This is a genomic window from Gottfriedia endophytica (genome assembly GCF_017814275.1).
GTDB lineage: Bacteria > Bacillota > Bacilli > Bacillales > Bacillaceae_G > Gottfriedia > Gottfriedia endophytica.
This window is the reverse complement of the sequence record NZ_JAGIYQ010000018.1, coordinates 47,533-61,152: the sequence shown is the minus strand read 5'-3', so window position 1 is coordinate 61,152 and position 13,620 is coordinate 47,533. Positions and strand designations below refer to the sequence as shown.

The window sequence follows — 13,620 nt, the reverse complement described above, 5'->3', positions numbered from 1 at the left end:
GGAGCACCTTAATTCAGGTGCTCCTTTTACTTAATTATTCATTTTTTCCGTTAGATGGTTCTCCAGTTGTAGGGTCTAAGAAAAGTTTAGGGTTTCGAGGACCATGACTGAAATCAAACATATTATTTAAGCTACCAGCTTTAGCATCCAATGAGGTTCCACCAATACGCCCTAAATTCCAGTTATCTTCAATAAACTTAAGAATTGAAGATTGATCTGTATGGGTATGGTCTACAAAGTTACTCTTAGCATATGGTGAAATCACCATTAAAGGTAATCTAGGACCATAACCAGCTTTACCAGACGTTTCAGAGTAGCCATTATTTGGACCATATACATGATCATACCAGCCATCTGAGTCATCATAAGAGACAATAACAGCTGTATCTTTCCATTCAGGTGTTTTTTGAAGCTTGTTAATTGTATCGACAATAAATTTTTGCTCATCAAGAGGATCTGAGTAGCCAGCATGTCCATCTTGAGCTTTTGGAGCTTTAAGGTAGCTAACACTTGGCATATTGCCTTTATCCACCGTAGTCCAGAAATCTTTCATATCATATTGGTGATTAGCTTGATCTGTTTTACCAATCATAGCAGGAGAGCTTGGAGCTACATGATTTGGATTTGCTGTTGATTGATAATATTGGAATGGCTCGTGATGTGGGCTGTAGTCAGTCTGCAGTGCCCCACTCATATTTGGAGTTTTATGAGTCGGATCAGCAAAACCTCCTTCAAACCAACCCCAAGTGATTCCTTTTGCATTTAACAAGTTACCGACATTTTTGTTTGTGTTATCCATTGCAAGAGTTTTCCCACTGGATGCATTGTCAAAATAAGGATCAGCATCACCAGTAACCGTTCTGCCCTCATATACATTATAAACATCGCCAGGAACTGCTTGGCCATTTTGCGTCATATTTTTGCTATACAATGTTGATCCATTTAATTCGCCTGAAATCAGGTTTAACGCACCGGGTGTAGATGGACCATAAGTTGTACCGAAGGAATTATCACTCATGGCAAAGTTTTGAGCATAGTTCCAAAGTCCAGTTACTGTATTTCCATCGTAATAGTCCATGACAATATTATTTCCATTACCGGTACCGTTAACAAATTGATCCATTTTTCCGCCATCGGTAGCTTTAATTTCATCATGGTATTCATGATCCATATCAGGTGTCATTGCTTGAGAACGGTCTAAGCGAACAGGGTTTGCTGAGTTTGGATTATTAGTGATTAAGTTTGCTTTCTCAATACCAGGTTGTGTTCCATTGTAATCCTTTGGTGTTAGTAAATTGTTTACCGCCGGGGTATTTGGTTTTGCTTTAAATTGTGGCTCCCCTTTAATGTTCAGTGCGTATGGATACGTAGCAAAGTAATGATCAAACGAAACGTTCTCCTGGAAAATGACAACAACATGTTTGATTGGTGTAGTTGTTTTTACATCTTTCTTTTTGTTTAACACATTGTAGGGTACAGTTGTTTTTACATCATTCTTTTGTGCTGCGAACGTTGGAATTGCTGTTGATAAAAGTGAACCCATTACGAATAAACCACTTGTTGCAAGTCCAATTACAGTTTTCTTTTTCAAGTAAATCAGCCCCATTCATATAATTTGTGTATTGGTGGAACAGCCCCTAAATTATGAAAATCAAAAGTTAAGGGCTATTTTATTTAACATTGCTTAGCATTTCTTCCCTTTTTGCAGTATCCTCCAGAAAGGTTTACCTTTGGGACATTCACTTCGATTTTTAGATAATGAAAAAGCTCTTAATTGTCAGCTGGTGAAGGAGCATGGCTTGCAGGCTGCTTTTCAACTTCATTAGGTGTTAAGACCTTTTTGTCACCCGGATATGGTTTATCATAACCCTTTGTAGCGTACCAAATTGAATGGTTCATCACGTTTGCGTTCTCAACGTCAGGAGTCGCTTTTGGTCCACCAAAATCATGCTTATGCTTTTCGGACCATGAATCCCAATCATTCTCCATCTGCTGCGCTTCAGGAGTCGTTGCAGTTGGCGCTACCTGTGCGAGTACCTGTGGTGGTTCAGGCTGCCCGTTCATCCAATTTAGTGGTATTTGATTTGGAACCAAATTATACGGAGTAAAATCCGGTTGGTCGGTAAAGATCTCGCTCATCGGATCAGCCGCAGCATCGTTTTGATTCATAGGCGGTAACCCAAGTATTTGTTCCATACTTCTAATCATATCAGTAGTGGTCCAGTAGTGACTATCGGTTACCCCTTTCTTTACCCACGGACTAATGACAAATGCTGGTTCACGGTGACCATCTACGTGATCTGTACCGCCTTGAGCATCATCTTCGGTAACGTAAATAATCGAGTCTTTCCAGTACGGGCTATGTGAGATGGCGTCTACAATCTTTCCGACAGCCTGATCATTGTCTGCTACCATTGCCTGCGGTGTTGGGTACCCGTTGGCAGTTGAAGCAGTATGGTCGTCAGGTAACCACATGGTCATGAGTTGTGGTAAATTATCGTTCTTTACATAATCATTAAACTTGTCCAAGAAGATTTGAGCCCGGTACACATCAGGAATTGATTGGGTGTTGGTAGGGAACGGCTTGTACAAGATAGAATTCACCGCTGGAATATCACTTGTTGCTTTGTAATCCCCAACAGGTACATGAAGCGAACCCTGCTTTTGACCTGACAAGATCAAGTAGTCGTTATACCAAGTAGTCCACCCCCAAAATGGCTCAGGACCACTAAAATTAGTCGCGTTTTCTCCAAAGACAGCAGCCGATACATTATGTGCTACGGCGTTATCCCAGATATGCCCGGTTGGTGCGTAGGCCATAGGATCACTTTGATTCCCTCCTGGGTAGCTACGAACATTTCCTGAATCTGACGCTTTATCCTCATAGTCAGGGAGGGTTGCTTGTGTAACCCATTGATGCCCAGCGGCTGACTGAACGCCACCAGTGTAGAAGTTGTCCAACAGCGGGAATGTATTTGCAATCTGATGGAAGTTTGGTGTGACATTTTGACCAAACTGAGTCAGAGTTGGATCGCCGTTACCTTTACCAAGGTCTCCTAATACCTGATCATACGTACGATTTTCTTTGATGATGTAAAACACGTGTTTAATTGTAGAAGGCTCACCGATTCGCTCTGGCATTGCCACAGGTTTCTTATTGTGGCGAGGCTCTGCGTTTCGGTTTTTTATCCCAAACCAATCGTTATTGGTGTAAACTTGGTCTGTCATTTTATGAAGATCGTCATCCGAAGGAAACGGAATCATCGACATAGAGCCGACTTGACGATAAACTGAGTGACTATTTCCCGTGTCTCCGAGCGAGCCTACTCCATCCAAATTAGCGATAAGCAGTTGATTGTTAGCAGGATCAATGGCAATATCATCTGGGAACGAAGCAGTCGGTACAAGTCCCTTCAGGCGAGGTTCTTTATCCGGACCGTTCCAGTCATATACAGCGAGGGCGTCATCTCGTCCCAAGCTAACTACTAATTGATTACCGTTAATCATTTTAACAGCGTTCGGTGCAGAACCAAGCGGTGCATCCGGGTATGGTTTAATATCGATCGTTTGTACGACGTCATTGGTTTCTGTGTCGATAACCGACACCGTATCACTGTTTGTATTTGTTACAAAGAGATACTTTCCAGAGAGCGTCATTCGCTCAGGCTGAAGCCCGACTGGAATTGTCTTCGTAACTGTATTCGTAGTAAGATCAACCACCGATACAGTTCCGGTAGTTGAAGTACCCAATTTAGGATCTACGACAACCGGCGTACCAGAGGAATTTATGGTGAAGTCTCCTGTAGTAGCTTTTCTACCACCTTTATTTGTCACGTATGCTGTATTACCATTAACCATTACACTTGTTGGAGCGTTTCCTACAGGTATTTGGGCAGAAAGTTTTCCCGATTGCAGGTCAATAATACCAAGACTATTGCTTCGGTTGAGAGCCACAAGGAGCGTATTCCCCTGAGGTCCAACAGCCATGTCTAACGGATTAATATTACCACCCACGCTAGCTGCTGGTAGTGACAAAGTCGATGTCACTGAGGGAATTCCGTCGGCAGCCACTGACATAGTGACAATTTTTCCTACTCCTCCATTTGAACCGGTTACATAGAGTGTATTACCATCAGGAGAATAAGCTAGTCCCCGCGCACTGGAAATACCCAGTGCGACATTCGATCCTATCAGCTTACCGGTTGTCAAATCCACAATGTGAAGAGCATTCCCACCACCTTGTCCAATTAAGGCTGCAGCAGTCTTTCCATTAGGATTAACCGCAACGGAAATTGGGCTTCCGGGAATTTCAATTTGCTTCCCAGCTGGTGTGAGCAGATGATTATCAGCAGTTTGAACTGACCCGTTAGGTTGTCTACCGACTAAGTTACTCCCAAATGCACCGTCCTTCGCTGCATAAGCACTAACAGAGCCAAGTAATACAGTGCTTACTGCAAGTCCAGCAATCAATTTTTTCTTCTTTTTAAATTTCCCCAAATTGTTCACTCCCTTTTTTAGTGAATCTAATTTTCCCCTTACAGCCCTTGAAATGACAGGAATCGTAGCACACAAACCATGGCAATTGGTGGAACAGCCCCAAAATTATGAAAATCAAAAGTTAAGGGCTATTGCATTGAACATCGCTTAGCATTTCTTCCCTTTTTGCAGTATCCTCCAGAAAGGTTTACCTTTGGGACATTCTCTTCGTTTTATTCGATATTCATGAAATGCTAATGTAAAAGAGAATTTTTATTTATGGCTTTCAGGTTGCTTTTCAACTTCATCTGGTGTTAAGACCTTATCTTCACCCGGATATGGTTTATCATATCCCTTTGTAGCGTACCAAACTGCATGGTCCATCTCGTTCGTGTTCGTGTCAATCTTCGAGTTTTGCCCGAAATCATCCTTATGCTGGTCGGACCAGGAATCCCAATCATTTTGCATCTGCTGCGTTGCAGGTGTTGCTGCTGGTGTCGCTGCTGATGTTGCTACCTGTGGTGCAGGCTGCCCGTTCATCCAATTTAACGGTATTTTATTTGGAACCAAATTATACGGAGTAAAGTCCGGTTGATCGGTAAAGATCTCGCTCATCGGATCAGCCGCAGCATCGTTCTGATTCATAGGCGGTAGGCCAAGTATTTGTTCCATACTTCTAATCATATTATTAGTGGTCCAGTAGTGGCTATCGATTACCCCTCTCTTTGCCCACGGACTAATGACAAATGCTGGTTCACGGTGACCATCTACGTGATCTGTACCATTTTGAGTATCATCTTCGGTAATGAAGATGGCTGAGTCTTTCCAGTATGGACTGTGAGAGATGGTGTCTACAATCTTTCCGACAGCCTGATCATTGTCCGCTACCATTGCCTGCGGTGTTGGGTACCCTTTGGTAATTCCAGATGTATGGTCGTCAGGTAAGTAAATGGTAGTGAATTGTGGTAAATCATTGTTCTTTACATACTCATTAAACTTGTCCTGGAAGATTTGAGCCCGGTACACATCAGGAATTGCTAGGGAGTCGTTAGGATACGACTTGTACATGATAGAATCCATTACTGGAAAATCACTCTTTGCTTTATAATCCCCAACAGGCACATGAGGTGAACCTTGCTTTTGGCCCGACAAGATCAAGTAATCGTTATACCAAGAAGTCCAGTTGCCAAATGGCTCAGGACCGCTAAAAACATTTGCGGTTTCTCCGAAATTAACAGTCGTTACATTATGTGCTAAGGCGTTATTCCAGATAGCCCCGGTTGGTGCATTCGACATAGGGTCATGCCAGTAGCTTCGAATGTCTCCTCCACCTGCAGTTTTCTCCTCATAGTCAGTGTCGGTAGCCTGTGTAACCCATTGATGCCCCTCAGCTGAATGAAAGCCAGGAGTATAGAGATTGTCCAACAACGGGAATGTATTGGCTAACTGATGGGCGTTTGGTGTAACATCCTGACCGAACGAAGTCAGAGTTGGATCGCTGTTGCCTCGACCAAGGTCTCCAAGTACCTGATCATACGTACGGTTTTCTTTGATGATGTAAAATACGTGTTTGATGGTAGAAGGCTCACCGATTCTCTCTGGCATTGCTACAGGCTTCTTATTGTGGCGAGGCTTGGCGTTTAGATCTTTCAACCCGAACCAGTTGTTATCTTTGTAAACTTGGTCCGTCCATTTCTCGAGATCTTGTTCCGTCCAAATCTCGAAATCTTTGTCCTGCCGTTTCTCAAGATCTTCGTCCGTCCATTTCTCGAGATCTATGTCCGTCTGTCTCTCGATATTTTTGTTCGAAGTGAACGGAATCATTGATATAGAGCCTACTTGTTGCCAATCTTGGCGACCTGATTTATCGTATCCCCCCCCTATATTAACCGGGCGATCTGGTCCGAGCGCGCCTACTCCATTCATATTTAAGACAATTAGTTGATTGTTAGCAGGATCAATTGCCATATCAACAGGGAACGAAGCAGTCGGTACAAGTCCCTTTAGGCGAGGTTCTTTATTCGGTCCGTTCCAGTCATATACGGCGAGGGCGTTATCTTGTCCCAAGCTAACTACTAATTGATTCCCGTTAATCATTTTAACAGCGTTCGGTTCAGAGCCAAGCTTTGCATTCGGGTATGGTTTGATATCAATCGTTTGCACACCCTCATTGGTTTGTGTGTCGATAACCGACACCGTGTCACTGTTTGTGTTTGTTACAAAGAGATATTTTCCAGATAGCGTCATTCGCTCTGGCTGAACTCCGACAGGAATTGTCTTCGTAACGGTATTCGTGGTGAGATCAACCACCGAGACGGTTCCAGTAGTTGTAGTACCCAATTTAGAGTCTGATACAACTTGCGTACCTGAGGAATTCATAGTGAAGTCTCCTGAATTAGCTTTTCCACCACCTTGATTTGTCACGTATGCAGTATTCCCATTAACCATTACACTTGCCGGAGCGTTTCCTACAGGTATTTGGGTAGAAAGTTTTCCCGATTGCAGGTCAATAACACCAAGACTATTGTTTCGATTGAGAGCTACAAGGAGCGTCTTTCCATCAGGTCCAAAAGCCATGTCTAGCGGGTTAATATTACCACCTACGCTAGCTCCTGGTAGTGACAAAGTCGAGGTCACTGTAGGAGTTCCGTCGTCAGCCACTGACATAGTGACAATTTTCCCTACTCCTCCTTTTGAACCTGTTGCATAGAGTGTTTTACCATCAGGAGAATAAGCAAGTCCCCACTCATTGGTAAGACCCAGGTCGACATTCGTGCCTATCAGCTTTCCGGTTGTCAGATCCACAATGTTAAGCCCATTTCCACCTACTTTTCCTCCATCTAAAGCTACAGCAGTCTTTCCGTTTGGATTAACGGCAACGGAAATTGGGTTTCCGGGAAATTCAACTTGCTTCCCGGCTGGTGTAAGCAAATGATTACTAGCAGTCATAACTGAGCCGTTGGGTTGTCTACCGACTAAGGTACTCCCAAATGCACCATCCTTTGCTGCATAAGCACTAACAGAACCAAGTAATACAGTGCTTAATGCAAGTCCTGTAATCAGTTTTTTCTTCTTTTTAAATTTCCCCAAATTGTTCACTCCCTTTTCTAGATGCATCGTTTTGTTAGCCGGTTTATTGGTGTGTGGATTACCATTTGTTACCTTTTCCATTTCACTCTTTTCATTTTTTCTCCCTCCCTTGTATAAACGTTGACTTCAAGTAAGGAGAAAGTGAACCTTGTCATAAAGAAGCTTATCATGGTTCGAAATCTTAATTAAATTCAAAAAACTGAATACCGTATTAAGTAAAACTTAAAATGGCCTTTAGGTACTACTCGCAATGCAATTTAATCTTTTTACCACAGAACCTAATTACAAAACTTTTACATTCGATTTACCCTCTATTAACATTTTTCACTTACAATTTAGACACAATCCAAATTTGATTTTGAAGGTTGTGATTTAAAATAAAGGTAGGCCGTTTGTAATAAAGTTGCACCATTTATCAACACCATCGATGGAACCCGGTTAAAATAATTGGAATTGATCAATTCCAAAGCATTGCATGGCTGGCTCCTGTAGAATGTATGAAGATATAATGATGTAATCAGCAAAGATGAGGCGACATGATGAACTTTGAACAAATGGAGTATATTGTAAATGTTGCAAACGAAATGTCAATTTCAAAGGCAGCGGAAAAATTATTTATTTCAACTTCAGGGATGAGTCAATCTATTACCCAGTTGGAAAATGAGCTTGGTATAAAAATCTTTAACCGCTCAAAACAAGGAGTCACTCCTACTTTTGAAGGTAAAATCGTTATTTCTAAAGCAATGAGTTTACTAAACACCATTAAAGAACTAAATACAGAAATTCTTGAGCATAAAAATAGTAATCAAACTCATTTAAAAATCTTAAATGCACCTTGCTTTACTTTTATACTCCAAGAAACAATGGTAAAGTTTAATTCGGAAAATAAAGATATTACCTTCGAATTAATAGAGCAAAACCCTACAGAAATTATGCAGAATTTCAACAAGGAAAATTATGACTTTGCTTTAATTCCCGCTTCATTAGAAGAGGTAAAAAAAGAAAAAAATATTCGTTTTGAACATATTCATACAGGGCATATTTGTATAGCGGTTGGTAAAAAATCACCTTTTTATCATCTTGATTATGTAACACTTAGTGAATTAAAAGATTCAAAATTATTGATGTATAATTCATCTGACTATAAAAAGGTATTAAAATTAACAAAACTGAATTTAAATCAAGTGTTAGTTAGATCAAATAGCAGCAGCCTTATTTATAAGCAGGTAAAAGAAAGTCAAGCCATCTTGTTTTTGCATGATTTTTCTATTAAAAAAAGTTTAATGGTTATGAATGGAGATGTAAAAATTATCCCAATAAAGGAAGAAAAGCATTTTCCTGTTGATTTCTGGCTTATTTATTTAGAAACGAAGAATTTAACGAAAGTAGCTAAGGAATTTATGGATGCCTTTTTAGATAATTTTTAAAAAGCATTTTATTTATAGAGTGCTAAAGAATCCTTATTACAGGCCTGAAGAAGTAATGTGTCGAAAGCAATATTTCCGATTCTATTATAACCACCGTTTTTTAGAGAAAAATTACCTCAAGTAAAAAGCCTAGCAATTATTGCTAGGCTTTTTAAAATTAAAGTATATGATTATGCCTCTTCCAAAGAGGGTTCAACAAAGTCAAAAGTTACTATACGCACGTAACAACCACTTTAGAAGAGCAAACTGCTACGAAGTTCCAACGGTACATTGAAATATGATTAGTGGTCAAAAGTTTTTTTGCATAAAAAAGACCCCCAGCCAAAATGACTGAGAGTCTTGAAACGTATAAAAATTAACGTTTTGAGAACTGAGGAGCTCTACGTGCACCTTTAAGACCGTATTTTTTACGTTCTTTCATACGTGCATCACGAGTTAATAAACCAGCGCGTTTTAAAGTACCGCGGAATTCTGGATCAGCTTGTAATAAAGCGCGAGCGATACCGTGACGAATTGCACCAGCTTGACCAGTGTATCCACCACCACCAACGTTTACTAATACATCATAACTACCTAAAGTTTCAGTTGCAACAAGAGGTTGTTTAACAACTTCTCTTAATGCTGCGAATGGAATGTAATCTTCAAAATCGCGACCATTGATGATCACGCGTCCTTCGCCAGGAACTAAACGTACACGAGCTGTTGAGCTTTTACGACGTCCTGTGCCATAGTATTGTACTTGTGCCATGTGAATGCCCTCCTTTTATAATTATCCGCGAAGTTCGTAAACTTCTGGTTTTTGTGCTTGATGTGGATGCTCGTTACCTGCATAAACATGTAACTTTTTGATTTGTTGACGACCAAGGCGCCCTTTTGGAAGCATACCTTTAACTGCTAATTCAAGCATTTTAACTGGGTAGTTTGTACGCATTTCAAGAGCAGTTCTTTCTTTTAAACCACCAGCATACATTGTGTGACGGTAGTAAATTTTGTTGTTTAATTTATTTCCTGTTAATTCAACTTTCTCAGCGTTGATGATGATTACGTTATCACCAGTGTCAATGTGTGGTGTGAAAGTTGGTTTGTGTTTTCCACGAAGTAATGTAGCTACTTCTGTTGCAAGACGACCTAAAGTTTTGCCTTCAGCGTCTACAACGAACCATTTACGGTCAACTTCGTTAGCTTTTGCCATATAAGTTGTGCGCATTTTATTTTCCTCCTAATACAATATACATAAAGTAAAATTGCTTTTATTGTTTATTTTTAACACGACTCGTTCCGGGGCTAATCGTGGTTCTTAAAACAATACCGTATTTAATATTAAACGTTATATACTCTAATGTCAAGCACATGTTACACCAGGATTAGTTGTTATAATTAACTTCCCATAAAACAAGACCATGAGGAGGTGCTGTCTTCCCTGCTAGCTTCCGATTAGCACCATTTAGTGCCTCTTTAATACTATGCATTTCTCTTCGTCCATTTCCTATTTCAACCAATGTTCCAATGATAATTCGAACCATATTGTGCAAAAAACCACTTCCAACAAGAGAAATCACAATCTCTTGATTCACTTCCTCTAAAGTAGCTGAGTAGATTGTGCGAACTTTATTTTCTTTTTCTGTTTTTGCTGAGCAAAATGATGTGAAATCATATGTTCCAACAAAATGCTGAAGAGCTTCCTTCATTAACTCAATATTTAGTTGATATGGATAATGGTAATGGTAATGGCGACGAAATACATCTTCATCCTTATGATTCCAGATTGCATATCGATACTCTTTTCTTTCAACATTGTAACGTGCATGGAAATCTTCGCTTACCTCTTCTACCTTTTTGATAAAAACATCTGAAGGCAGTTGCGTATTCAATGCTCTTTTCCATTGTTCACTTGTTAATGAAAGTGTCGTATCAAAATGAATCGCTTGTCCATTTGCATGAACGTTTGTATCCGTTCGACCTGAAGCTTGAATAATAATTTCTTCACCTTTATGCACTTTTTTTAAAGCTTTCTGAATTTCACCTTGAACAGTTCGCTGATTCTGTTGAATTTGAAATCCATTAAATTGAGTCCCATCATAAGCAACAATACATTTAAAACGTTTCATTCAATCTCTCCATTACGCACGTACCTTTAAAATAATTAAAAATGTTAAAAGTAAAAGGACTAAACTAATCGTATCTCTCATTTCCCATTTCGATATACGAAATTTCGTTCTACCTTCTCCTCCTTGATATCCTCTAGCTTCCATCGCAATTGCTAGATCTTCTGCACGCTTAAAAGAATGAATAAATAGCGGAACCAATAATGAGATAAGAGCTTGCAGACGTTCTTTCAAAGGACCAGAAGAAAAATCTACCCCACGTGAGGCCTGTGCCTTCATAATTTTTTCTGTCTCTTCCATTAGTGTTGGAATAAATCGTAATGAAATAGACATCATTAGTGCCATTTCATGCACTGGCAAGCCAATCTTCTTTAACGGATTAAATAAGCTCTCTAGTCCATCTGTAATTTCAATTGGATTAGTTGTCAGTGTAAGCATTGTTGTAATTGAAACTAATAATAAAAATCTCATAGAGATATAAAAACCTTCTACGATTCCACCGGTATGAATATCAATCCACCAAAAGTTTACAATCGTACTTCCTTGTTTATTTGTAAACACATGTAGGAAGAAGGTAAATAAGATTAAAAACCATAATGGTTTAAGACCTTTAAAAACGTAGGTTAAAGGCACTTTCGATAAACCGATCGCACACAATACAAAAAATAATAACGCACCATAGGAAAATAGATTGTTAGCGAAAAAAACAATAATGATAAATGAGAACATCATTAGTAATTTCGCTCTAGCATCAAGTCGATGAATGATTGATTCAATGGGAATATATTTTCCTAAAATTAATTCTTTCATATCTTTTCCTCACGATACAAGTTAACAATATAGTCTGCAAGCTGCTCATTTGTTAAACAAGTGGCTTCTTCATCGCGTCCTAGTTTCTTTAACAAGTTTTTTTGGAACTGTAATGCCATAGGGAGCTGTAATCCGATTGAGGCAAGCTCTTTCTCCCTAGAAAACACTTCTAATGGTTTTCCTTGTAAAAAAGTAGTCCCTTGTTGTAATACATGTATATAATCTGCGTAGCGTGCCGCATCTTCCATGCTATGTGTCACTAATATTGTAGTTAACCCTTTTTCTTTATGGAGCTCGTAAAACATCTCCATTAATGAACGTTGACCAATTGGATCTAATCCTGCAGTTGGTTCATCCAAAACAAGTACTTCAGGTTCCATTGCTAATACACCAGCAATGGCTACCCTTCTCATTTGGCCCCCACTTAATTCAAATGGAGATTTAGTAAGAATATCCTCAGATAATCCAACTAACTTAATCAAATCTCTGGCACGTTCCCTTGCAATGTCTTCTTTGACTCCAAAATTTATTGGGCCAAAACAGATATCTTTTTCAACCGTTTCTTCAAACAATTGCTGTTCAGGAAATTGAAAAACAAGCCCAACTTTTTTACGGAGTGGTTTTAATTGCTTAGCTTTTTTTAGACTGTTCAATTCGAAGTCACCAACCTGGATCTTTCCAGCTGTTGGTTGAATGAGTCCATTTAAATGCTGCAAAAAGGTAGACTTCCCACTTCCTGTATGACCTATTACAGCATAATAAGTTCCCTCTGCAATCTCTACATCAATATCATGCAAAGCACGGAAGGCAAATGGACTTTTCGACTGATAGGTATAGCCTACTTTTTCAAAAGTAATGTGCATAATTCATTCACCAAACTTTCTTGCATTAGATGATTATCATGTAGAGGAATCCCTTTTTCCAAGAGTTTAGAAGCAAGCTGAGTAGTAAAAGGGGATGCTAATCCAATCTCTTCTAAAGAGTTATTGCGTTTAAATACGTCTGATGGTTTTCCCGTTTGAATAAGCCTTCCATCATGCATAACAACAACACGGTCAGCATGAATCGCTTCTTCTATATCATGCGTAATTGAAATAACCGTCATTTTTAAGCTTTTATGTAAATTACGAATCGTTTCGATTACTTCTTTTCGTCCAATCGGATCTAGCATAGACGTTGCTTCATCAAGAATAAGTAAAGAGGGTTGTATTGCTAATGCCCCTGCAATAGCGACTCGTTGTTTTTGGCCACCAGAAAGAGAATGTGGCTCATGCAAAGTAAACTTCTCCATATCTACAATTTTAAGTACTTTAGCAATGCGCCGATCCATTTCTTGCTTTTCTATTCCATGATTCTCAAGACCAAAAGCGATGTCATCAATAACAGTCGTTCCTACAAATTGATTATCAGGATTTTGAAATACCATTGCTACTAGTTTTCGAACATCCCATACTGTATCTTCTTGAATACGGAGTTCTTCCTGAATCACAATTTCCCCTTCGTCAGGAAGAATAAGACCATTTAACAATTTAGCTAATGTTGATTTACCCGATCCATTCCGTCCAACAATCGCAATCCATTCTTCCTCGTAAACCGAAAATGTTAAGTCATTCAATGCGTTCGAATGAGCATTTGGATATTTATATGAAACTTGATTAACTTTCACTATTTCCTTTTGCATCTTTTCACCTTTACTTATTCATAAGAGTATA

10 protein-coding genes are annotated in these 13,620 nt (G+C 39.5%); 1 reads left to right on the top strand and 9 read right to left on the bottom strand.

Going from position 1 to position 13,620, the window contains the following annotated elements; translation table 11 throughout:
- Nucleotides 1–34: 34 nt before the first annotated feature.
- The 3 genes from J5Y03_RS18195 to J5Y03_RS19915 form a co-directional block, all read right to left on the bottom strand.
- A complete protein-coding gene (locus J5Y03_RS18195; RefSeq protein ID WP_245208960.1) occupies nt 35–1,591 on the bottom strand; it encodes a phospholipase C in 1,557 nt (518 codons plus the stop codon).
- Nucleotides 1,592–1,770: 179 nt separating this feature from the next.
- Nucleotides 1,771–4,506, bottom strand: coding sequence for a bifunctional YncE family protein/alkaline phosphatase family protein (locus tag J5Y03_RS18190; protein WP_322099601.1), 2,736 nt, complete (start codon nt 4,504–4,506; stop codon nt 1,771–1,773).
- Nucleotides 4,507–4,749: 243 nt separating this feature from the next.
- Entirely contained in the window at nt 4,750–7,647 is a 2,898-nt protein-coding gene (locus tag J5Y03_RS19915) for an alkaline phosphatase family protein (RefSeq protein ID WP_245208959.1), read from the bottom strand.
- Between the two features lie 458 nt (nt 7,648–8,105).
- Between J5Y03_RS19915 and J5Y03_RS18180 the strand changes: the two genes are divergently transcribed.
- Nucleotides 8,106–8,993 (top strand): LysR family transcriptional regulator, encoded by an 888-nt coding sequence (locus J5Y03_RS18180; protein WP_209407428.1) that lies wholly within the window; start codon nt 8,106–8,108, stop codon nt 8,991–8,993.
- Between the two features lie 355 nt (nt 8,994–9,348).
- On the opposite strand, the gene rpsI is transcribed toward J5Y03_RS18180, so the two are convergent.
- From rpsI to J5Y03_RS18150, 6 genes are all read right to left on the bottom strand, one after another.
- The gene (gene rpsI / locus J5Y03_RS18175; protein WP_209407427.1) at nt 9,349–9,741 is read right to left on the bottom strand and encodes a 30S ribosomal protein S9; all 393 of its coding nucleotides are present in this window, start codon (nt 9,739–9,741) and stop codon (nt 9,349–9,351) included.
- 21 nt (nt 9,742–9,762) lie between these two features.
- On the bottom strand, nt 9,763–10,200 hold the full coding sequence (gene rplM, locus J5Y03_RS18170; RefSeq protein WP_209407426.1) for a 50S ribosomal protein L13: 438 nt from the start codon (nt 10,198–10,200) through the stop codon (nt 9,763–9,765).
- A gap of 157 nt (nt 10,201–10,357) precedes the next feature.
- Nucleotides 10,358–11,101, bottom strand: coding sequence for a tRNA pseudouridine(38-40) synthase TruA (gene truA / locus J5Y03_RS18165; protein ID WP_209407425.1), 744 nt, complete (start codon nt 11,099–11,101; stop codon nt 10,358–10,360).
- Between the two features lie 12 nt (nt 11,102–11,113).
- Nucleotides 11,114–11,908 (bottom strand): energy-coupling factor transporter transmembrane component T family protein, encoded by a 795-nt coding sequence (locus J5Y03_RS18160; RefSeq protein WP_209407424.1) that lies wholly within the window; start codon nt 11,906–11,908, stop codon nt 11,114–11,116.
- Nucleotides 11,905–12,771 carry an energy-coupling factor ABC transporter ATP-binding protein gene (locus tag J5Y03_RS18155; RefSeq protein WP_209407423.1) on the bottom strand — a complete coding sequence of 289 codons (867 nt, stop codon included), beginning with the start codon at nt 12,769–12,771 and terminating at the stop codon, nt 11,905–11,907. The genes J5Y03_RS18160 and J5Y03_RS18155 overlap by 4 nt, the downstream gene beginning before the upstream one ends.
- The gene (locus tag J5Y03_RS18150) at nt 12,747–13,589 is read right to left on the bottom strand and encodes an energy-coupling factor ABC transporter ATP-binding protein (RefSeq protein ID WP_209407422.1); all 843 of its coding nucleotides are present in this window, start codon (nt 13,587–13,589) and stop codon (nt 12,747–12,749) included. Before J5Y03_RS18150 ends, J5Y03_RS18155 begins: the two co-directional genes overlap by 25 nt.
- Nucleotides 13,590–13,620: the final 31 nt, after the last annotated feature.

Bases quoted from the DNA above. Each gene is read 5' to 3' on its own strand.
- J5Y03_RS19915 (WP_245208959.1), bottom strand. From the start codon at position 7,647: ATGGAAAAGGTAACAAATGGTAATCCACACACCAATAAACCGGCTAAC.
- J5Y03_RS18180 (WP_209407428.1), top strand. From the start codon at position 8,106: ATGAACTTTGAACAAATGGAGTATATTGTAAATGTTGCAAACGAAATG.
- rpsI (WP_209407427.1), bottom strand. From the start codon at position 9,741: ATGGCACAAGTACAATACTATGGCACAGGACGTCGTAAAAGCTCAACA.
- rplM (WP_209407426.1), bottom strand. From the start codon at position 10,200: ATGCGCACAACTTATATGGCAAAAGCTAACGAAGTTGACCGTAAATGG.
- truA (WP_209407425.1), bottom strand. From the start codon at position 11,101: ATGAAACGTTTTAAATGTATTGTTGCTTATGATGGGACTCAATTTAAT.
- J5Y03_RS18160 (WP_209407424.1), bottom strand. From the start codon at position 11,908: ATGAAAGAATTAATTTTAGGAAAATATATTCCCATTGAATCAATCATT.
- J5Y03_RS18155 (WP_209407423.1), bottom strand. From the start codon at position 12,771: ATGCACATTACTTTTGAAAAAGTAGGCTATACCTATCAGTCGAAAAGT.
- J5Y03_RS18150 (WP_209407422.1), bottom strand. From the start codon at position 13,589: ATGCAAAAGGAAATAGTGAAAGTTAATCAAGTTTCATATAAATATCCA.